Source organism: Microbacterium keratanolyticum, from assembly GCF_016907255.1.
Classification (GTDB): domain Bacteria; phylum Actinomycetota; class Actinomycetes; order Actinomycetales; family Microbacteriaceae; genus Microbacterium; species Microbacterium keratanolyticum.
Map to the genome: position 1 here is coordinate 2,093,671 of NZ_JAFBBQ010000001.1, position 16,774 is coordinate 2,110,444.

Annotated in this window: 30 protein-coding genes; all 30 read left to right on the forward strand. The window is 64.1% G+C overall.

Features of this window, described 5'->3' with window-relative positions; genetic code table 11:
- Positions 1 to 96: 96 nt before the first annotated feature.
- Positions 97 to 321 carry a hypothetical protein gene (locus JOD62_RS10020; protein ID WP_204939145.1) on the forward strand — a complete coding sequence of 75 codons (225 nt, stop codon included), beginning with the start codon at positions 97 to 99 and terminating at the stop codon, positions 319 to 321.
- Between the two features lie 474 nt (positions 322 to 795).
- Positions 796 to 1,104 carry a 30S ribosomal protein S10 gene (gene rpsJ, locus JOD62_RS10025; RefSeq protein ID WP_017201594.1) on the forward strand — a complete coding sequence of 103 codons (309 nt, stop codon included), beginning with the start codon at positions 796 to 798 and terminating at the stop codon, positions 1,102 to 1,104.
- A gap of 8 nt (positions 1,105 to 1,112) precedes the next feature.
- A complete protein-coding gene (gene rplC, locus JOD62_RS10030) occupies positions 1,113 to 1,772 on the forward strand; it encodes a 50S ribosomal protein L3 (protein WP_204939146.1) in 660 nt (219 codons plus the stop codon).
- A gap of 5 nt (positions 1,773 to 1,777) precedes the next feature.
- Positions 1,778 to 2,437: a 50S ribosomal protein L4 gene (gene rplD / locus JOD62_RS10035; protein WP_204939147.1), complete on the forward strand. Its 660-nt coding sequence runs from the start codon at positions 1,778 to 1,780 to the stop codon at positions 2,435 to 2,437.
- The gene (gene rplW / locus JOD62_RS10040) at positions 2,434 to 2,757 is read left to right on the forward strand and encodes a 50S ribosomal protein L23 (RefSeq protein WP_204939148.1); all 324 of its coding nucleotides are present in this window, start codon (positions 2,434 to 2,436) and stop codon (positions 2,755 to 2,757) included. Before rplD ends, rplW begins: the two co-directional genes overlap by 4 nt.
- A 20-nt stretch (positions 2,758 to 2,777) precedes the next feature.
- Entirely contained in the window at positions 2,778 to 3,617 is an 840-nt protein-coding gene (gene rplB / locus JOD62_RS10045; RefSeq protein WP_204939149.1) for a 50S ribosomal protein L2, read from the forward strand.
- A 12-nt stretch (positions 3,618 to 3,629) separates the two neighbouring features.
- Entirely contained in the window at positions 3,630 to 3,911 is a 282-nt protein-coding gene (rpsS, locus tag JOD62_RS10050; RefSeq protein ID WP_045275479.1) for a 30S ribosomal protein S19, read from the forward strand.
- 24 nt (positions 3,912 to 3,935) lie between these two features.
- Positions 3,936 to 4,334, forward strand: a complete 399-nt coding sequence (gene rplV / locus JOD62_RS10055; protein ID WP_204939150.1) for a 50S ribosomal protein L22 — start codon at positions 3,936 to 3,938, stop codon at positions 4,332 to 4,334.
- On the forward strand, positions 4,334 to 5,083 hold the full coding sequence (gene rpsC, locus JOD62_RS10060) for a 30S ribosomal protein S3 (RefSeq protein WP_204939151.1): 750 nt from the start codon (positions 4,334 to 4,336) through the stop codon (positions 5,081 to 5,083). Before rplV ends, rpsC begins: the two co-directional genes overlap by 1 nt.
- Positions 5,083 to 5,502 carry a 50S ribosomal protein L16 gene (rplP, locus tag JOD62_RS10065; protein WP_204939152.1) on the forward strand — a complete coding sequence of 140 codons (420 nt, stop codon included), beginning with the start codon at positions 5,083 to 5,085 and terminating at the stop codon, positions 5,500 to 5,502. Before rpsC ends, rplP begins: the two co-directional genes overlap by 1 nt.
- Positions 5,502 to 5,819 carry a 50S ribosomal protein L29 gene (gene rpmC, locus JOD62_RS15020; protein WP_204939153.1) on the forward strand — a complete coding sequence of 106 codons (318 nt, stop codon included), beginning with the start codon at positions 5,502 to 5,504 and terminating at the stop codon, positions 5,817 to 5,819. The genes rplP and rpmC overlap by 1 nt, the downstream gene beginning before the upstream one ends.
- A complete protein-coding gene (gene rpsQ, locus JOD62_RS10075) occupies positions 5,819 to 6,136 on the forward strand; it encodes a 30S ribosomal protein S17 (protein ID WP_204939154.1) in 318 nt (105 codons plus the stop codon). Before rpmC ends, rpsQ begins: the two co-directional genes overlap by 1 nt.
- Entirely contained in the window at positions 6,133 to 6,501 is a 369-nt protein-coding gene (gene rplN / locus JOD62_RS10080) for a 50S ribosomal protein L14 (RefSeq protein WP_025102399.1), read from the forward strand. The genes rpsQ and rplN overlap by 4 nt, the downstream gene beginning before the upstream one ends.
- A gap of 2 nt (positions 6,502 to 6,503) precedes the next feature.
- The gene (gene rplX / locus JOD62_RS10085) at positions 6,504 to 6,863 is read left to right on the forward strand and encodes a 50S ribosomal protein L24 (RefSeq protein ID WP_204939155.1); all 360 of its coding nucleotides are present in this window, start codon (positions 6,504 to 6,506) and stop codon (positions 6,861 to 6,863) included.
- Positions 6,863 to 7,453: a 50S ribosomal protein L5 gene (rplE, locus tag JOD62_RS10090; protein ID WP_204939156.1), complete on the forward strand. Its 591-nt coding sequence runs from the start codon at positions 6,863 to 6,865 to the stop codon at positions 7,451 to 7,453. Before rplX ends, rplE begins: the two co-directional genes overlap by 1 nt.
- A gap of 132 nt (positions 7,454 to 7,585) precedes the next feature.
- A complete protein-coding gene (gene rpsH, locus JOD62_RS10095) occupies positions 7,586 to 7,984 on the forward strand; it encodes a 30S ribosomal protein S8 (protein WP_204939157.1) in 399 nt (132 codons plus the stop codon).
- 6 nt (positions 7,985 to 7,990) lie between these two features.
- On the forward strand, positions 7,991 to 8,527 hold the full coding sequence (gene rplF, locus JOD62_RS10100; RefSeq protein WP_204939158.1) for a 50S ribosomal protein L6: 537 nt from the start codon (positions 7,991 to 7,993) through the stop codon (positions 8,525 to 8,527).
- A 2-nt stretch (positions 8,528 to 8,529) separates the two neighbouring features.
- Positions 8,530 to 8,889, forward strand: a complete 360-nt coding sequence (gene rplR, locus JOD62_RS10105; RefSeq protein ID WP_204939159.1) for a 50S ribosomal protein L18 — start codon at positions 8,530 to 8,532, stop codon at positions 8,887 to 8,889.
- Positions 8,890 to 8,909: 20 nt separating this feature from the next.
- Positions 8,910 to 9,569 carry a 30S ribosomal protein S5 gene (rpsE, locus tag JOD62_RS10110; protein ID WP_271171506.1) on the forward strand — a complete coding sequence of 220 codons (660 nt, stop codon included), beginning with the start codon at positions 8,910 to 8,912 and terminating at the stop codon, positions 9,567 to 9,569.
- Entirely contained in the window at positions 9,569 to 9,754 is a 186-nt protein-coding gene (gene rpmD / locus JOD62_RS10115; RefSeq protein ID WP_204939161.1) for a 50S ribosomal protein L30, read from the forward strand. Before rpsE ends, rpmD begins: the two co-directional genes overlap by 1 nt.
- Positions 9,754 to 10,371: a 50S ribosomal protein L15 gene (rplO, locus tag JOD62_RS10120; protein ID WP_239526626.1), complete on the forward strand. Its 618-nt coding sequence runs from the start codon at positions 9,754 to 9,756 to the stop codon at positions 10,369 to 10,371. Before rpmD ends, rplO begins: the two co-directional genes overlap by 1 nt.
- A 99-nt stretch (positions 10,372 to 10,470) precedes the next feature.
- Entirely contained in the window at positions 10,471 to 11,793 is a 1,323-nt protein-coding gene (gene secY, locus JOD62_RS10125; protein WP_204939162.1) for a preprotein translocase subunit SecY, read from the forward strand.
- Positions 11,793 to 12,407 (forward strand): adenylate kinase, encoded by a 615-nt coding sequence (locus JOD62_RS10130; protein WP_204939163.1) that lies wholly within the window; start codon positions 11,793 to 11,795, stop codon positions 12,405 to 12,407. The genes secY and JOD62_RS10130 overlap by 1 nt, the downstream gene beginning before the upstream one ends.
- A 3-nt stretch (positions 12,408 to 12,410) precedes the next feature.
- Entirely contained in the window at positions 12,411 to 13,259 is an 849-nt protein-coding gene (gene map, locus JOD62_RS10135; RefSeq protein ID WP_204939164.1) for a type I methionyl aminopeptidase, read from the forward strand.
- A 144-nt stretch (positions 13,260 to 13,403) separates the two neighbouring features.
- Positions 13,404 to 14,075 (forward strand): DsbA family protein, encoded by a 672-nt coding sequence (locus tag JOD62_RS10140; RefSeq protein ID WP_204939165.1) that lies wholly within the window; start codon positions 13,404 to 13,406, stop codon positions 14,073 to 14,075.
- Positions 14,076 to 14,236: 161 nt separating this feature from the next.
- On the forward strand, positions 14,237 to 14,458 hold the full coding sequence (gene infA / locus JOD62_RS10145) for a translation initiation factor IF-1 (protein ID WP_102191677.1): 222 nt from the start codon (positions 14,237 to 14,239) through the stop codon (positions 14,456 to 14,458).
- Positions 14,459 to 14,537: 79 nt separating this feature from the next.
- Positions 14,538 to 14,654, forward strand: coding sequence for a 50S ribosomal protein L36 (gene rpmJ / locus JOD62_RS10150; protein ID WP_005050492.1), 117 nt, complete (start codon positions 14,538 to 14,540; stop codon positions 14,652 to 14,654).
- A 156-nt stretch (positions 14,655 to 14,810) separates the two neighbouring features.
- The gene (gene rpsM, locus JOD62_RS10155; RefSeq protein ID WP_204939166.1) at positions 14,811 to 15,185 is read left to right on the forward strand and encodes a 30S ribosomal protein S13; all 375 of its coding nucleotides are present in this window, start codon (positions 14,811 to 14,813) and stop codon (positions 15,183 to 15,185) included.
- 31 nt (positions 15,186 to 15,216) lie between these two features.
- Entirely contained in the window at positions 15,217 to 15,615 is a 399-nt protein-coding gene (rpsK, locus tag JOD62_RS10160) for a 30S ribosomal protein S11 (RefSeq protein WP_071644012.1), read from the forward strand.
- Between the two features lie 139 nt (positions 15,616 to 15,754).
- Positions 15,755 to 16,744 (forward strand): DNA-directed RNA polymerase subunit alpha, encoded by a 990-nt coding sequence (locus JOD62_RS10165; RefSeq protein WP_204939167.1) that lies wholly within the window; start codon positions 15,755 to 15,757, stop codon positions 16,742 to 16,744.
- The last annotated feature ends 30 nt before the right edge of the window (positions 16,745 to 16,774 follow it).

Sequence of the window (16,774 nt, forward strand, 5' to 3'; positions counted from 1 at the left end):
GCCCCCGGAGAAGTGATCCTTCCCGGGGGCGGTTCCTTTGTGCAGAATGGGGGCAGGCCACGACCGCTGGCGCACACGCAAACGAAAGGGGACTCCATGGGCATTGGAGACTCGGTCAACGACGCAATCAACAAGGGCAAAGACTTCCTTGAGCAGAACAAGGACAACATCGAGGGTGCGCTCAAGAGCGAGCAGGCCGAGGGCATCAGCGACAAGGTTCTCGATGGCCTTTCCGACCTCGCGAAGAAGATCGCTCCGGACGCCGCAGACAAGATCGACGAGGTCCGTGACAACGTCGACAAGAACATCGGCAACGAGTAGTTGCTCACCTGCTGACAGGCAGGTGTGAGGCGGTCCGCTCAGCGAGCGGGCCGCCTCGTCTTTTGCCCCGGAATCACCGCGATGCCGGAGGGTGCGGCGGGGGAGGTCCGAGCGCGACACGCCCGGGTTTGCGTGGGTCAGATCCGCATGGCAAAATAGACAGGTTCCACATTTCGGCGTTGCGCGTGCGTGCGCCGAATCACTGCCAGGCAGTGCATAGACGGCGCGGAAGCGCAGGGATCTAGGCCGCGGGTAGCAGAACACACAACCGACTCTCTCTCCGGAGAGACCCGCATGCGCGGGCGTCGGCATCCGTTCGCCCTCGGGCAGCGGGCTGACAGAAGAACAGTGGTGCAGCAGATCGACTCGCAGAGCCGGTCCGGTGCCAGGCGTGAAACACGCTGTGGTGCGTCCAATGCCCCCGATCCACCTGGGTCGGGACGGTAAGACGCTTTAAAGAAAGATGAGCAGACAATGGCGGGACAGAAGATCCGCATTCGCCTGAAGTCGTATGACCACGAGGTCATCGACACGTCGGCACGCAAAATCGTCGACACCGTGACCCGTGCGGGCGCGACCGTCGTCGGCCCCGTGCCGCTTCCGACCGAGAAGAACGTCGTGTGCGTCATCCGGTCGCCGCACAAGTACAAGGACAGCCGCGAGCACTTCGAGATGCGCACCCACAAGCGTCTGATCGACATCGTCGACCCGACGCCGAAGGCTGTCGACTCGCTGATGCGTCTCGACCTGCCGGCCGATGTCAACATCGAGATCAAGCTCTGAGGTTCGACATGGCTACCATCAACGAGAAGATTTCCAAGGGCATGCTGGGCACGAAGCTCGGCATGACGCAGGTGTGGAACGAGAACGGCAAGCTCGTTCCCGTCACCGTCATCGAGCTTGCACCTAACGTGGTCACCCAGCTCCGCACCATCGAGAAGGACGGCTACAAGGCTGTTCAGATCGCTGCCGGACAGATCGACCCGCGCAAGGTCAACAAGCCCCTCACCGCTCACTTCGAGGCCGCAGGCGTCACGCCGCGTCGTCACGTCACCGAGATCCGCACTGCGGATGCCGATGACTACACGCTCGGCCAGGAGCTCACGGTTGACGGCCTTTTCGAGGCCGGCCAGCTCGTCGACGTCGTCGGCACGAGCAAGGGTAAGGGCACCGCGGGTGTCATGAAGCGCCACAACTTCGCTGGTGTCAGCGCTTCGCACGGTGCACACCGCAACCACCGCAAGCCCGGCTCCATCGGCGCATCGTCGACCCCGAGCCGTGTTTTCAAGGGCATGCGTATGGCTGGCCGTATGGGTGGAGAGCGCGTGACCGTGCTCAACCTGACGGTGCACGCCATCGACACCGAGAAGGGACTCATGCTCGTCAAGGGCGCCGTCCCCGGTGCACGCGGCCGCATCGTTTTCGTCCGTAACGCAGTGAAGGGTGCCTAAGTCTCATGGCTGACACGACTCTCACTCTCGACGTCATCGGCGCCAGCGCGAAGAAGACCGGCACGGTCGACGCTCCCGCAGGCCTCTTCGATGTCAAGACCAACGTCCCGCTGATCCACCAGGTCGTCGTCGCGCAGCTCGCTGCCGCACGCCAGGGCACCCACTCGACCAAGCGTCGTGGTGAGGTCTCCGGTGCAGGCCGCAAGCCGTTCAAGCAGAAGGGCACGGGTAACGCTCGTCAGGGCTCGATCCGTGCACCGCACATGACCGGTGGTGGCATCGTCCACGGCCCGAAGCCGCGCGACTACTCGCAGCGCACCCCCAAGAAGATGATCGCCGCCGCCCTCCTGGGTGCGCTCAGCGACCGCTTCCGCGGCCAGCGTCTGCACGTCGTCGAGTCCTTCGGTCTCGAGGGCAAGCCCTCGACCAAGATCGCTGCTGCGCACCTCTCGGCTCTGCCGGGCAAGACGGCGCTCGTCGTGATCGACCGCACGGACGACAACAGCGCACTGAGCATCCGCAACCTTGCTGGCGTTCACCTGCTGTACGTCGACCAGCTCAACGCATACGACGTGCTCGTCGCTGACGACATCGTCTTCACCAAGCCCGCTTTCGAGGCGTTCGTCGCCGCGAAGACCGGCACCATCGAGGAGGTCTCGGCATGAGCGCACAGGACAACGTCCTCGCAGCCGCGAGCAACAAGGACCCGCGCGACATCATCCTGAAGCCGGTCGTCTCCGAGAAGAGCTACGGTCTCATCGACGAAGGCAAGTACACCTTCCTGGTGGACCCGCGCGCTTCGAAGACCGAGATCAAGCTCGCCATCGAGAAGATCTTCGGCGTCAAGGTTGCTGCAGTCAACACGATCAACCGCGTCGGCAAGGCCCGCCGCACTCGCTTCGGCACGGGAAAGCGCAAGGACACCAAGCGCGCCATCGTGACCCTGAAGTCGGGCACCATCGACATCTTCACGGCAGTCGGCTGACCGGGGGATAAGGACTAATAATGGCTATTCGCAAGTACAAGCCCACGACCCCGGGCCGTCGCGGCTCGTCGGTGGCTGACTTCGCTGAGATCACCCGATCGACGCCCGAGAAGTCGCTGCTCCGCCCGCTCTCCAAGACCGGTGGTCGCAACAACCAGGGCCGCATCACGACCCGTCACATCGGTGGTGGCCACAAGCGCCAGTACCGCGTCATCGACTTCCGTCGCAATGACAAGGACGGCGTCAACGCCAAGGTCGCTCACATCGAGTACGACCCCAACCGCACCGCGCGCATCGCGCTGCTGCACTACTTCGACGGTGAGAAGCGCTACATCCTCGCGCCGGCGAAGCTCAAGCAGGGCGACATCGTCGAGTCGGGCGCAAGCGCTGACATCAAGCCGGGCAACAACCTCCCGCTGAAGAACATCCCGACGGGTACCGTCATCCACGCAATCGAGCTCCGTCCCGGTGGCGGCGCGAAGATGGCGCGTTCGGCCGGTGCGTCCGTCCGTCTCGTCGCCAAGGATGGCCCCTACGCTCAGCTGCGTCTCCCCTCGGGCGAGATCCGCAACGTCGATGCGCGCTGCCGCGCGACCATCGGCGAGGTCGGCAACGCCGAGCAGTCGAACATCAACTGGGGCAAGGCTGGCCGTATGCGCTGGAAGGGCGTTCGCCCGACCGTCCGCGGTGTTGCCATGAACCCGGTCGACCACCCGCACGGTGGTGGTGAGGGTAAGACCTCCGGTGGTCGTCACCCTGTTACCCCCTGGGGCAAGGCAGAGGGCCGCACCCGTCACGCCAACAAGGAAAGCGACAAGTACATCGTGCGTCGCCGTACCGCCGGCAAGAAGCGCAAGTAGGAGTAGAGGAAGATGCCACGCAGTCTTAAGAAGGGCCCCTTCGTCGACGAGCACCTGCTTCGCAAGGTTGTCGTCCAGAACGAGGCGGGTACGAAGAACGTCATCAAGACCTGGTCGCGCCGATCGATGATCATCCCGGCGATGCTGGGTCACACGATCGCGGTCCACGACGGTCGCAAGCACATCCCCGTGTTTGTGTCCGAGACCATGGTCGGCCACAAGCTGGGCGAGTTTGCGCCCACCCGCACCTTCCGCGGCCACGTGAAGGACGACAAGAAGGGCCGCCGCCGCTAACGCGGGGCGATAGAGGAGAGAGAAATGGTGGAGTCCATCGCACGCGTGCGACACATCCGCGTGACCCCTCAGAAGGCTCGTCGCGTCGTTGCGCTCATCAAGGGCAAGCAGGCGCAGGAAGCGCTCGCGATCCTGAAGTTCGCACCGCAGGCCGCAAGTGAGCCGATCTACAAGCTCGTGCACTCGGCTATGGCCAACGCACAGGTGAAGGCAGATCGCGACGGCGAGTACCTGAACGAGGCAGACCTGTACGTGAGCAACGCTTACGTCGACGAGGGCACGACGCTCAAGCGTTTCCAGCCCCGTGCACAGGGTCGCGCCTTCCAGATCAAGAAGCGCACGAGCCACATCACGGTCGTGCTCTCGACGCCGGAGGTCGCTGAGACCGCCGACGCCGCAAGCAACAAGAAGGCGAGCAAGTAATGGGACAGAAGGTTAACCCGTACGGCTTCCGCCTCGGAATCACGACCGACCACGTGTCGCGTTGGTTCTCGGACTCGACGAAGCCGGGCCAGCGTTACGCCGACTACGTCGCCGAGGACATCAAGATCCGTCAGCTGCTGCAGACGCAGCTCGACCGCGCCGGTGTCTCGAACATCGAGATCGAGCGCACCCGTGACCGCGTCCGCGTCGACATTCACACCGCCCGTCCGGGCATCGTGATCGGTCGCCGTGGCGCCGAGGCCGAGCGCATCCGCGGCGACCTCGAGAAGCTCTCGGGCAAGCAGATCCAGCTGAACATCCTCGAGGTCAAGAACCCCGAGGCTGACGCTCAGCTCGTCGCACAGGGCATCGCCGAGCAGCTGTCTGCTCGTGTGGCGTTCCGTCGTGCGATGCGCAAGGGCCTTCAGGGCGCGCAGCGCGCTGGCGCCAAGGGCATCCGCATCCAGGTCTCCGGCCGCCTCGGCGGCGCCGAGATGAGCCGCTCGGAGTTCTACCGCGAGGGTCGTGTGCCGCTGCACACGCTGCGTGCGAACATCGACTACGGCTTCTACGAGGCGAAGACCACCTTCGGCCGCATCGGTGTGAAGGTCTGGATCTACAAGGGTGACCTCACCAACAAGGAGCTCGCTCGCGAGCAGGCAAACCAGAAGCCTTCGCGTGACCGTGGTGGCGACCGTCGCCGTGGCCCGCGCAACGAGGCACCTGTGGCAGAAGGAGCGTCGGCATAATGCTCATCCCCCGCAAGGTCAAGTACCGCAAGCAGCACCACCCCGGTCGTGCTGGCCAGGCCACCGGTGGCACCAAGGTGTCGTTCGGTGAGTTCGGCATCCAGGCCCTGACGCCCGCTTACGTGACGAACCGTCAGATCGAGTCCGCTCGTATCGCGATGACCCGTCACATCAAGCGTGGTGGAAAGGTGTGGATCAACATCTACCCCGACCGTCCGCTCACGAAGAAGCCGGCTGAAACCCGAATGGGTTCCGGTAAGGGTTCCCCCGAGTGGTGGGTCGCCAACGTCAAGCCGGGCCGTGTCCTCTTCGAGGTCGCGGGTGTCAACGAGGAGCTCGCACGCGAGGCTCTGACCCGTGCCATTCACAAGCTGCCGCTCAAGGCACGCATCATCAAGCGCGAGGAGGGCGACGCGTAATGGCGATCGGCACCAAGGAGCTCGCTCCGGCAGAGCTCGACACGTTCGAAGACCAGCGCCTCGTTGAGGAGCTGCGCAAGGCCAAGGAGGAGCTGTTCAACCTCCGTTTCCAGTCGGCCACCGGCCAGCTGGAGAGCCACGGCCGCATCCGCGCCGTCAAGCGCGACATCGCGCGCCTCTACACCGTGATCCGTGAGCGTGAGCTCGGCATCCGTGCGACGCCGGCTCCGGTCGAGGCTCCGGCCAAGAAGGCGACCAAGTCGAAGGCGAAGAAGTCCGAGGATGCCTCGGCTGACGCCGAAGGGAAGGCTGAGTAATGGCCACGAAGAAGGAAGCAGCCGTCGAGGCTGAGCACGCCGCGCACGATGTGCGCGACGCCGACGCTCGCGGTTACCGCAAGTCGCGTCGTGGCTACGTCGTCAGCGACAAGATGGACAAGACCATCGTCGTCGAGGTCGAAGACCGCGTGAAGCACCCGCTCTACGGCAAGGTCATCCGCCGCACCTCGAAGGTCAAGGCGCACGACGAGTCCAACTCGGCCGGCATCGGTGACCTCGTCCTCATCAACGAGACCCGCCCGCTCAGCGCCACGAAGCGCTGGCGTCTGGTGGAGATTCTGGAGAAGGCCAAGTGATCCAGCAGGAGTCACGCCTCAAGGTCGCCGACAACACCGGCGCGAAGGAACTGCTCACCATCCGCGTTCTCGGTGGCTCGCGCCGCCGCTACGCCGGTCTTGGTGACACGATCGTCGCAACGGTCAAGGACGCGATCCCGGGTGGAAACGTCAAGAAGGGTGATGTCGTCAAGGCGGTCATCGTCCGCACCAAGAAGGAGACGCGCCGTCCCGACGGCTCGTACATCAAGTTCGACGAGAACGCTGCCGTGATCCTGAAGAACGACGGGGAGCCCCGCGGCACCCGCATCTTCGGCCCGGTCGGCCGTGAGCTTCGTGACAAGAAGTTCATGAAGATCGTCTCGCTGGCACCGGAGGTCATTTAACTATGGCGAACATCAAGAAGGGTGACCTGGTTCAGGTCATCACCGGACGCAAGCAGGACAAGGGCGGCGACCGCGGCAAGCAGGGCAAGGTCCTCGAGATCCTGACCGAGCAGAACCGCGTTGTCGTCGAGGGCGTCAACTACGTCACCAAGCACACCCGCGTCGGCCAGACGCAGCGTGGCACGAAGACGGGCGGCCTCGAGACCATCGAGGCTCCCATCCACATCTCGAACGTCGCACTCGTCGACCCCTCGACCAAGAAGCCGACCCGTGTCGGTCACCGCGTCGAGGAGCAGGTGAAGGATGGCGTCAAGCGCACCGTCCGCGTGCGTTACGCCAAGAAGAGCGGTAAGGACCTCTGATGAGCACCAACGCTGCCGCGCCGGCTGGCAAGATCCAGCCGCGCCTGAAGCAGAAGTACAAGGCTGAGATCCAGCAGAAGCTGCAGGAAGAGTTCGGCTACGCGAACGTCATGCAGATTCCTGGCCTGGTCAAGGTCGTCGTGAACACCGGTGTCGGTGAAGCGGCTCGTGACAGCAAGGTGATCGAGGGCGCCATCGACGACCTCACCAAGATCACCGGCCAGAAGCCGATCGTCACCAAGGCTCGCAAGTCCATCGCGCAGTTCAAGCTGCGTGAGGGCCAGGCCATCGGTGCACACGTCACGCTGCGTGGCGACCGTGCCTGGGAGTTCCTGGACCGTCTCGTCTCGCTGGCTCTTCCCCGTATCCGCGACTTCCGCGGTCTTTCGGCGAAGCAGTTCGACGGAAACGGCAACTACACCTTCGGTCTCCAGGAGCAGAGCGTGTTCCACGAGATCGATCAGGACAAGATCGACCGCGTTCGCGGTTTCGACATCACTGTCGTGACCTCGGCGAAGACGGATGACGAAGGACGCGCACTGCTGCGTCACATCGGCTTCCCCTTCAAGTCTGAGGACGCACAGGCGTAGCACTCTCAGCGGGCCCGGTGACCACGTGTCATCGGGCCCGCTGGATGGCACGTACAATTGAAGATTGCTGCTTCAGAGCAGGTCGTCTGTCGTGTAACGGCAGCCGAAACCTCTTGAACAAAGGAAAACATCATGACAATGACAGACCCGGTCGCAGATCTGCTGACCCGTCTGCGCAACGCGAACTCGGCGCACCACGACTCCGTGTCCATGCCGTCGAGCAAGCTCAAGACGAACATCGCCGCGATCCTCCAGCAGGAGGGCTACATCGCTGGATGGGAGGTCACCGATGCACGCGTCGGCAAGAACCTCACCATCTCGCTGAAGTACGGTCCCAACCGCGAGCGTTCGATCGCCGGCATCAAGCGCGTCTCGAAGCCCGGTCTCCGCGTGTACGCGAAGTCGACCGAGCTGCCCAAGGTCCTCGGTGGCCTCGGCGTCGCGATCCTGTCCACCTCCTCCGGTCTCCTCACCGACCGTCAGGCTGAGACGAAGGGCGTGGGCGGAGAAGTCATCGCCTACGTGTGGTAATCCAAAATGTCGCGTATTGGACGTCTTCCCATCGACATTCCCGCCGGCGTGACCATCACGGTCAACGACGGTGTGGTTTCGGTCAAGGGCCCCAAGGGTGAACTCACCCTTCCGGTCGCATCCCCCATTCAGGTCGCCGTCGAGGGCAGCCAGGTTCTGGTCACCCGTCCCGACGACGAGCGCGAGTCGCGTTCGCTCCACGGCCTCACCCGCACGCTGATCAACAACGACATCATCGGTGTCACCGAGGGCTACACCAAGGGCCTTGAGGTTGTCGGCACCGGTTACCGCGTGATGCAGAAGGGCGGCTCGGTCGAGTTCGCTCTGGGCTTCTCGCACCCGGTCCTCGTGGACCCGCCGGCGGGCATCACCCTGACGGTGGAGGGCAACAACAAGCTCACCGTCAGCGGCATCTCGAAGCAGGCTGTCGGCGAGGCCGCAGCGAACATCCGCAAGATCCGCAAGCCCGAGCCCTACAAGGGCAAGGGTGTGCGTTACGCCGGCGAGGTCGTGCGTCGCAAGGCCGGAAAGGCTGGTAAGTAACCATGGCTGTGAAGTCAAAGTCCGTCGCCCGCGCGCGTCGCCACGCACGCCTTCGCAAGAAGGTCGTTGGCACCGAGCTGCGTCCGCGTCTGGTCGTCAACCGTTCGGCCCGCCACGTCTTCGTGCAGCTGGTCGACGACAGCAAGGGCCACACTGTGGCATCCGCATCGACTCTCGAGAACGACGTTCGCGCCATCGAGGGTGACAAGACCGCCAAGGCCCGCAAGGTTGGCGAGCTCGTCGCCGAGCGTGCGAAGGCTGCCGGCATTTCCGAGGCTGTGTTCGACCGTGGTGGCAACCGCTACGCCGGTCGTGTCGCCGCTATCGCCGATGGCGCCCGTGAAGGGGGGCTGGCACTGTGAGTGACATCAAGGAGACTGAAGTGACCGAGACGGCTCCCGCCGCCACCGAGGCAGAGCCCGCGCGCGACCAGCGCGAAGGCCGCCGCGGAGGACGCGACCGTGGCCAGAGCCGCGACCGCAACTCGCGCGACCGTGGGGACAACCAGTTCCTCGAGCGTGTCGTGACCATCAACCGTGTGTCGAAGGTCGTGAAGGGTGGTCGTCGCTTCAGCTTCACCGCTCTCGTGGTCGTCGGTGACGGCAACGGCCTGGTCGGCGTCGGCTACGGCAAGGCTCGTGAGGTTCCCCTCGCGATCTCGAAGGGTGTTGAAGAGGCCAAGCGCAACTTCTTCCGCGTTCCCCGCGTCGCCTCGACCATCCCGCACCCCGTGCAGGGTGAGGCCGCCGCAGGTGTCGTGCTGCTTCGTCCGGCCGCTGCCGGTACCGGTGTTATCGCCGGTGGTCCGGTTCGTGCCGTGCTCGAGTGCGCCGGTATCCACGACGTGCTGTCGAAGTCGCTCGGTTCGTCGAACACGATCAACATCGTGCACGCGACCGTCGCGGCTCTGAAGAGCCTCGAAGAGCCTCGCGCCGTCGCCGCACGTCGTGGTCTCGAGTACGACGCTGTCGTGCCGGAGATCATCATCCGCAACGAGGCGAAGGCAGCTGCTGCCGCCGCCGCGCAGAAGGTAGGTGCCTGATGGCCGCTCGGCTCAAGGTCACGCAGATCAAGTCCAAGGTGAGCGAGAAGCAGAACCAGCGCGACACGCTGCGCAGCCTCGGTCTCAAGCGGATCGGCGACTCGGTCGTCCGTCCCGACGACGCGCAGGTGCGCGGTTACGTCAAGACCGTTGCTCACCTCGTCAAGGTTGAGGAGATCGACTAATGGCTGAGAAGAACGAAGCCGTCGAGGCCGAGAAGGCCCCGGAGAAGGCCGCTGCTCCCAAGGCAGCTGCCGAGAAGAAGCCCGCTGCGGAGAAGGCTCCCGCAAAGGCCGCTGCGAAGCCGGCTGCTGCGAAGAAGCCTGCCGCCAAGAAGGCTGAGGCGGATGCTCCTGCGTCGCGTCCCAGCGTTCTGAAGGTTCACCACCTGCGTCCGGTCCCCGGCGCCAACACCGCCAAGACTCGTGTCGGCCGCGGTGAGGGCTCGAAGGGTAAGACGGCAGGCCGTGGCACGAAGGGCACGAAGGCCCGCAACACCGTGCGCGTCGGCTTCGAGGGTGGGCAGATGCCTCTGCACATGCGCACCCCGAAGCTGCGCGGCTTCAAGAACCCGTTCCGCGTCGAGTACCAGGTTGTGAACCTGGAGAAGCTCGCGGAGCTCTACCCGGCCGGTGGCGATGTCACCGTCAGCGACCTCGTCGCGAAGGGTGCCGTTCGCAAGAACGAGAAGGTCAAGGTTCTGGGCAACGGCGACATCGCCGTGAAGCTGAACGTGGCAGTGGACAAGGTCTCCGGCTCGGCTGAGCAGAAGATCGTTGCCGCTGGCGGTTCGGTCAAGTAGTACACAGTCGAGAGGGGCCGGAGAATCTCCGGCCCCTCTTGCGTTACCCTGGTGTTTCAGCCGTCTTCGTCGACGGCATCCCCTTCAGGAGGCCCGCTTTTGTTTAGCGCTATCGCGCGGATCTTCCGCACGCCAGACCTGCGTCGGAAGATCGGTTTCACGCTGGCGATCATCGCCATCTACCGCCTCGGTTCGACGATCCCTGCTCCGTTCGTGAATTTCCCGAACGTCGAGGAGTGTTTGGCGCTCAACAGCGGCACCGATGGGCTCCTGGGGCTTGTCAACCTCTTCTCCGGCGGTGCCCTGCTGCAGCTGTCGATCTTCGCCCTCGGTGTGATGCCATACATCACCGCGACGATCATCACCCAGCTGCTGCGCGTGGTCATCCCGCACTTCGAGGCGCTCCACAAAGAGGGGCAGGCGGGGCAGTCGCGTCTCACGCAGTACACCCGCTACCTCACGATCGCGCTCGCGCTGCTGCAGTCGACGACGCTGGTCACCGTCGCGCGCAGCGGTCAGCTGTTCGGTCAGACCGACTTCGCCGCGTGCCAGCAGCTCCTGACCAACGATGTGTGGTGGGCGCAGCTGCTCATGATCATCACGATGACCGCCGGTACCGGCCTCATCATGTGGTTCGCTGAGCTCGTCACCGAGCGCGGCATCGGCAACGGCATGTCGCTGCTCATCTTCACGTCGATTGCTGCGACGTTCCCCGGCGCCATGGGCGTCATCTGGGAGTCGCGTGGCTTCGAGGTCTTCCTCCTCGTCCTCGCCGTCGGCATCGTCGTCATGGCCCTCGTGGTCTTCGTGGAGCAGTCACAGCGTCGCGTGCCCGTGCAGTACGCCAAGCGCATGGTGGGGCGCCGCACCTATGGCGGCACGAACACCTACATCCCGATCAAGGTCAACATGGCCGGTGTGATCCCGGTCATCTTCGCCTCGTCGCTGCTCTACATTCCGATGCTGATCGCGCAGTTCAACACCCCGCAGGACGGCTCGACGCCGCCGGCCTGGGTCACGTGGGTCTCGCAGTACCTGACGACGGGCGATCACCCGTTGTACATGGCGGTGTACTTCTTCCTGATCATCGGGTTCACCTACTTCTACGTCGCGATCACCTTCAACCCGGTCGAGGTCGCAGACAACATGAAGAAGTACGGCGGATTCATCCCGGGCATCCGCGCCGGTCGCCCGACCGCGGAGTACCTCGACTACGTGCTCACCCGCATCACGTTCCCCGGTTCCATCTACCTCGGTCTCATCGCTCTGATCCCGCTCGTCGCGCTGGCCACGATCGGCGCCAACCAGAACTTCCCGTTCGGTGGCGCATCGATCCTGATCATCGTCGGTGTTGGTCTTGAGACGGTCAAGCAGATCGACGCGCAGCTGCAGCAGCGCCACTACGAAGGGCTCCTCCGCTAATGGCATCCACTCCCGCCACGACCGCTCGTCTGCTCATCGTCGGGCCTCAGGGCTCCGGTAAGGGCACGCAGGGCATCCGCATCGCAGAAGCGCTCGGTATCCCCGTCGTCTCGACCGGTGACATCTTCCGCGCCAACATCAAAGAGGGCACCGAGCTCGGCCGACAGGTCACCGAGATCCTCGATCGCGGAGACCTTGTGCCTGACGAGCTGACGGGCGCGATCGTTCGCGATCGCCTTCAGCAGGCGGATGCTGCACGCGGCTTCCTCCTCGACGGCTACCCGCGCAACGCGGCGCAGGTCTCCGACCTCGATGCGTTCCTCGCGGAGAGCGACGCCGCTCTCGACGCCGTCATCCTTCTGGATGTCGCCCGCGAAGAGAGCATCGCGCGACTGAGCCTCCGTGCTGTGGAGCAGGGGCGCTCGGACGACAACGAAGAGGCCATCGCAAAGCGTCTCGACATCTACGAGAAGGAGACCGCTCCGATTCTCGAGGTGTACGGCGCGCGTGGCATCGTCGACCGGATCGATGGTGCGGGCGACCTCGACGAGATCACCGAACGCATCCTCGCCGCGCTCGAGGCTCGTGGCCTCGCGCCGGCCGCCGCGGTCTAAGCAGTGTTCCGCCGCTCCATCTACAAGAATCCCGCACAGTTGCGGGCGATGGTCGAACCCGGCCTCATCACAGAAGAGGCTCTGGCGGGTGTGCGCGCGCTCATCCGTCCTGGGGTGACGACGGCCGAGATCGACGCCGAGGCGTCGCGCATCATCGTCGCCCGTGGTGCGGAGTCGAACTTCAAGCTCGTGCGTGGCTACCACCACACGACGTGCATCTCGGTCAATGAGCAGGTCGTGCACGGCATCCCTGGTGCACGGGTAATCGAGCCCGGAGACATCGTCTCCGTTGACTGCGGAGCCCAGTTCAAGGGATGGAACGGCGACAGCGCGATCACCGTGGTCGTCCCGGATCCGGAGCGCCCCGAGCTCGTCGCGCGGCGGGAAGAACTCTCCCGTGTGACGGAAGGCTCCATGTGGGCCGGAATCGCCTCGTTCGCGACGGCACGACACCTGGGTGATGTCGGGGCCGCGATTCAGGGTTACATCGAAGCGCAGGGGCCTTCGGCGGTCTCGGGCGAGACCTACGGCATCCTTCGCGAGTATGTCGGGCACGGAATCGGTCGCAAGATGCACGAGGCGCCGAGTCTGTTCAACTACCGCACGCCCGACCCCGGCGCCGACGTTCGTCCCGGCTTGGTCATGGCGGTGGAGCCGATGGTCACCGCCGGTGGCGAAGAGACGTTCATCGAAGACGACGACTGGACGGTCTCCACGATCGACGGCTCTGACGGCTCGCACTGGGAGCACAGCGTCGCCGTGCACGAGGGCGGGATCTGGGTGTTGACGGCCCCAGACGGCGGCGCTGCGGGGCTGGCGCCTTTCGGTGTCACGCCGACGCCCATCGCCTGAGTTGTTCTCCAGAGACGCCATCCTGCGGGGTGGCGTTGTCTGTTTGTCCACGCCTTTGTCGCGTTCACAAGCGGGGCATAGGGTTTTGCGCGAAAATGTTGACAACTGCGCCACTGGCGCGCTGAACGAGAGAACGGATTGCACGTGGCTGCAGCGAAGGGCAAGACCAACTGGTTTGCCATCATCATCTCGGCGGTCGTCGTCGTCGCCCTCGTGGGCCTTGGCGCAGTCGTCGTCAACCTGAACAACCAGGCGACCGCACCGGCAGAGATGCCCAAGGCGGAGATCATCGACCAGGAAACCGGCGCGATTTCCTTCGGTTCGGGTAAGACCGAGGTCGACACCTTCCTCGATTTCATGTGCCCCGCGTGTAACGCCTTTGAGCAGAAGCACGGCGCGGCGCTGCAGGAGGCTGCAGCGAATGACGACATCACGCTCAAGGTGCACCCGATCGCGATTCTCGATCACCTTTCGCAGGGCACCAACTACTCCTCCCGCGCTGCCGGTGCCATGTACTGTGTCGCTGAAGAAGCCCCTGATGCCGCGCTCGACTTCCTGAACCTGATGTTCGCCAACCAGCCCCAGGAGGGAACCACGGGTCTGGACGACGCTGCGATCGCTGCGATCGCCAAGGAGGCCGGCGCGGAGGCGGCATCCACATGCATCACCGACGGCACCTACAAGAAGGTGGGCGCGCAGCAGGCGCAGGCACACGAGATCCGCGGTACGCCGACCGTGAAGATCGACGGCCAGGAGGTCGAGAACCCGATCAACAGCGACGTCATCCCGAAGCTGCTTGCCAGCTTCTCAGAGTGACCTGATTCTGACAGTGGGCGGTCCCGGCTTGCCGGACCGCCCACTGTCAGATAACATAGATCCTTGGTGCCTTGCGCCTTTGTTCGGCGTGTCCGACAGGTGCGCACCACCATCCATCACCCACCGCAGATCGACCGATCTGCAGAAGCGTCAGCGAGGCTATGGCTAAGAAAGACGGTGTCATCGAGATCGAGGGCGTGATCTCCGAGGCTCTTCCCAACGCGATGTTCCGCGTTGAGTTGGCCAACGGTCACAAGGTCCTTGCAACGATCTCCGGCAAGATGCGGCAGAACTACATCCGCATCATCCCCGAAGACCGTGTGGTCGTGGAGCTCTCTCCATACGACCTCACCCGCGGTCGTATCGTCTACCGCTACCGCTAATCGGTCGAGAAGTAACGACTCTCGGCTGCGCTCTTCGCGAGCACAGCAGCGAGTACGAAGACAGCGAACAGGAAACATCATGAAGGTCAACCCCAGCGTCAAGCCCATCTGCGATCACTGCAAGGTGATCCGCCGTCACGGCCGCGTCATGGTGATCTGCAAGAGCAACCCGCGCCACAAGCAGCGCCAGGGCTGATCCCCGTCGGTCACGCCGACAGGGTCTCTTCAGATCTGACTCACAACTGAATACGCATCAGGCAGAGCTAAGAATCCGCACCAGCGGAGGACACCTCGAGACAGAGGCTCGGGTCCATGTTCTGCCCCACACCTCTACACATCCCAGGAGAACCGCATGGCACGTCTTGCCGGCGTTGACATCCCGCGCGACAAGCGCGTGGTGATCGCACTTACCTACATCTACGGCGTTGGCCGTACCCGTTCGGTCGAGATCCTCAAGGCCACCGAGATCGACGAGTCGATCCGCGTCAAGGACCTCAGCGACGACCAGCTCATCGCACTGCGCGACTACATCGAGGGCAACTACAAGGTGGAGGGTGACCTTCGCCGCGAGGTTGCTGCAGACATCCGCCGCAAGGTCGAGGTCGGCTCCTACGAGGGCCTCCGTCACCGCCGTGGTCTTCCGGTCCGTGGTCAGCGCACCAAGACCAACGCTCGTACCCGCAAGGGCCCGAAGCGCACCGTCGCTGGCAAGAAGAAGGCCCGCTAAGTAGCGGCCAAGGGACTAGGAGAACACTTTCATGGCTGCACCCAAGGCCGCCGCGCGCAAGCCGCGCCGCAAGGAAAAGAAGAACATCGCGCTGGGCCAGGCCCACATCAAGTCGACGTTCAACAACACCATCGTTTCGATCACCGACCCGTCCGGCGCTGTCATCAGCTGGGCATCGTCGGGTGGCGTGGGCTTCAAGGGCTCGCGCAAGTCGACGCCCTACGCCGCTGGTATGGCTGCCGAGTCGGCTGCCCGCCAGGCTGCCGAGCACGGCGTCAAGAAGGTCGACGTCTTCGTGAAGGGCCCGGGTTCGGGTCGCGAGACGGCGATCCGTTCGCTGCAGGCCGCTGGCCTCGAGGTCGGTTCGATCCAGGACGTCACGCCGCAGGCACACAACGGCTGCCGTCCGCCGAAGCGTCGCCGCGTCTGATTTCCGGCCGTTGCCGGGGGTGCTTTCGAGCATCCCCGGCAACTCTGGTTGATCTTCCGGGCCCTCGTGCCCGTACACAATTCAAAACCTCACTCACCGCACGTGTCATATAGCGGGCACGTGATCGAAAGGAACCATAGTGCTCATTGCACAGCGTCCCACTCTCACCGAGGAAAAGATCGCCGAGAACCGTAGCCGGTTCGTCATCGAGCCGCTCGAGCCCGGATTCGGGTACACGATCGGCAACGCGCTGCGTCGTAGCCTGCTGTCGTCGATCCCCGGCGCGGCAGTCACCAGCATCCGCCTCGATGGCGTTCTGCACGAGTTCAGCACCATCCCCGGTGTCAAGGAAGATGTCACTGAGATCATCCTGAACATCAAGCAGCTGGTCGTCTCCTCGGAGCGCGACGAGCCCATCACGGCATACCTGCGCAAGACGGGTGCCGGCGAGGTGACCGCGGCCGACATCTCGGCTCCCGCGGGCGTCGAGGTGCACAACCCCGAGCTCGTCATCGCGACCCTCAACGACACCGCGAAGTTCGAGCTGGAGCTGACGATCGAGCGTGGCCGTGGCTACGTCTCGGCCGCGCAGAACCGCAACGAGTACGCCGAGGCCGGCCAGGTGCCGATCGACTCGATCTACTCGCCGGTCTTCAAGGTCAGCTACCGCGTCGAGGCGACTCGTGCCGGTGAGCGCACCGACTTCGACAAGCTGGTGCTGGATGTCGAGACCAAGTCGTCGATCCTGCCGCGCGACGCCGTCGCATCGGCTGGTCGCACCCTGACTGAACTGTTCGGCCTCGCTCGCGAGCTGAACGTTGAGGCTGAGGGCATCGAGATCGGCCCCGCGCCGGTCGAAGCTGTTCTCTCGAACGAACTGTCGATGCCGATCGAGGACCTCGATCTGTCGGTGCGTTCGTACAACTGCCTCAAGCGTGAGGGCATCAACACGGTGTCTGAGCTCGTCGCCCTCTCGGAGACGCAGCTCATGAACATCCGCAATTTCGGACAGAAGTCGGTGGACGAGGTGCGCGACAAGCTCGTGTCGCTCGGCCTGTCGCTCAAGGATTCGGTGCCCGGTTTCGACGGCGCCCACTTCTACGGCGGCTCCGAAGACGAGTCCTACTGAATTACCGACCTTTCTGACCAGGAGTTAGAT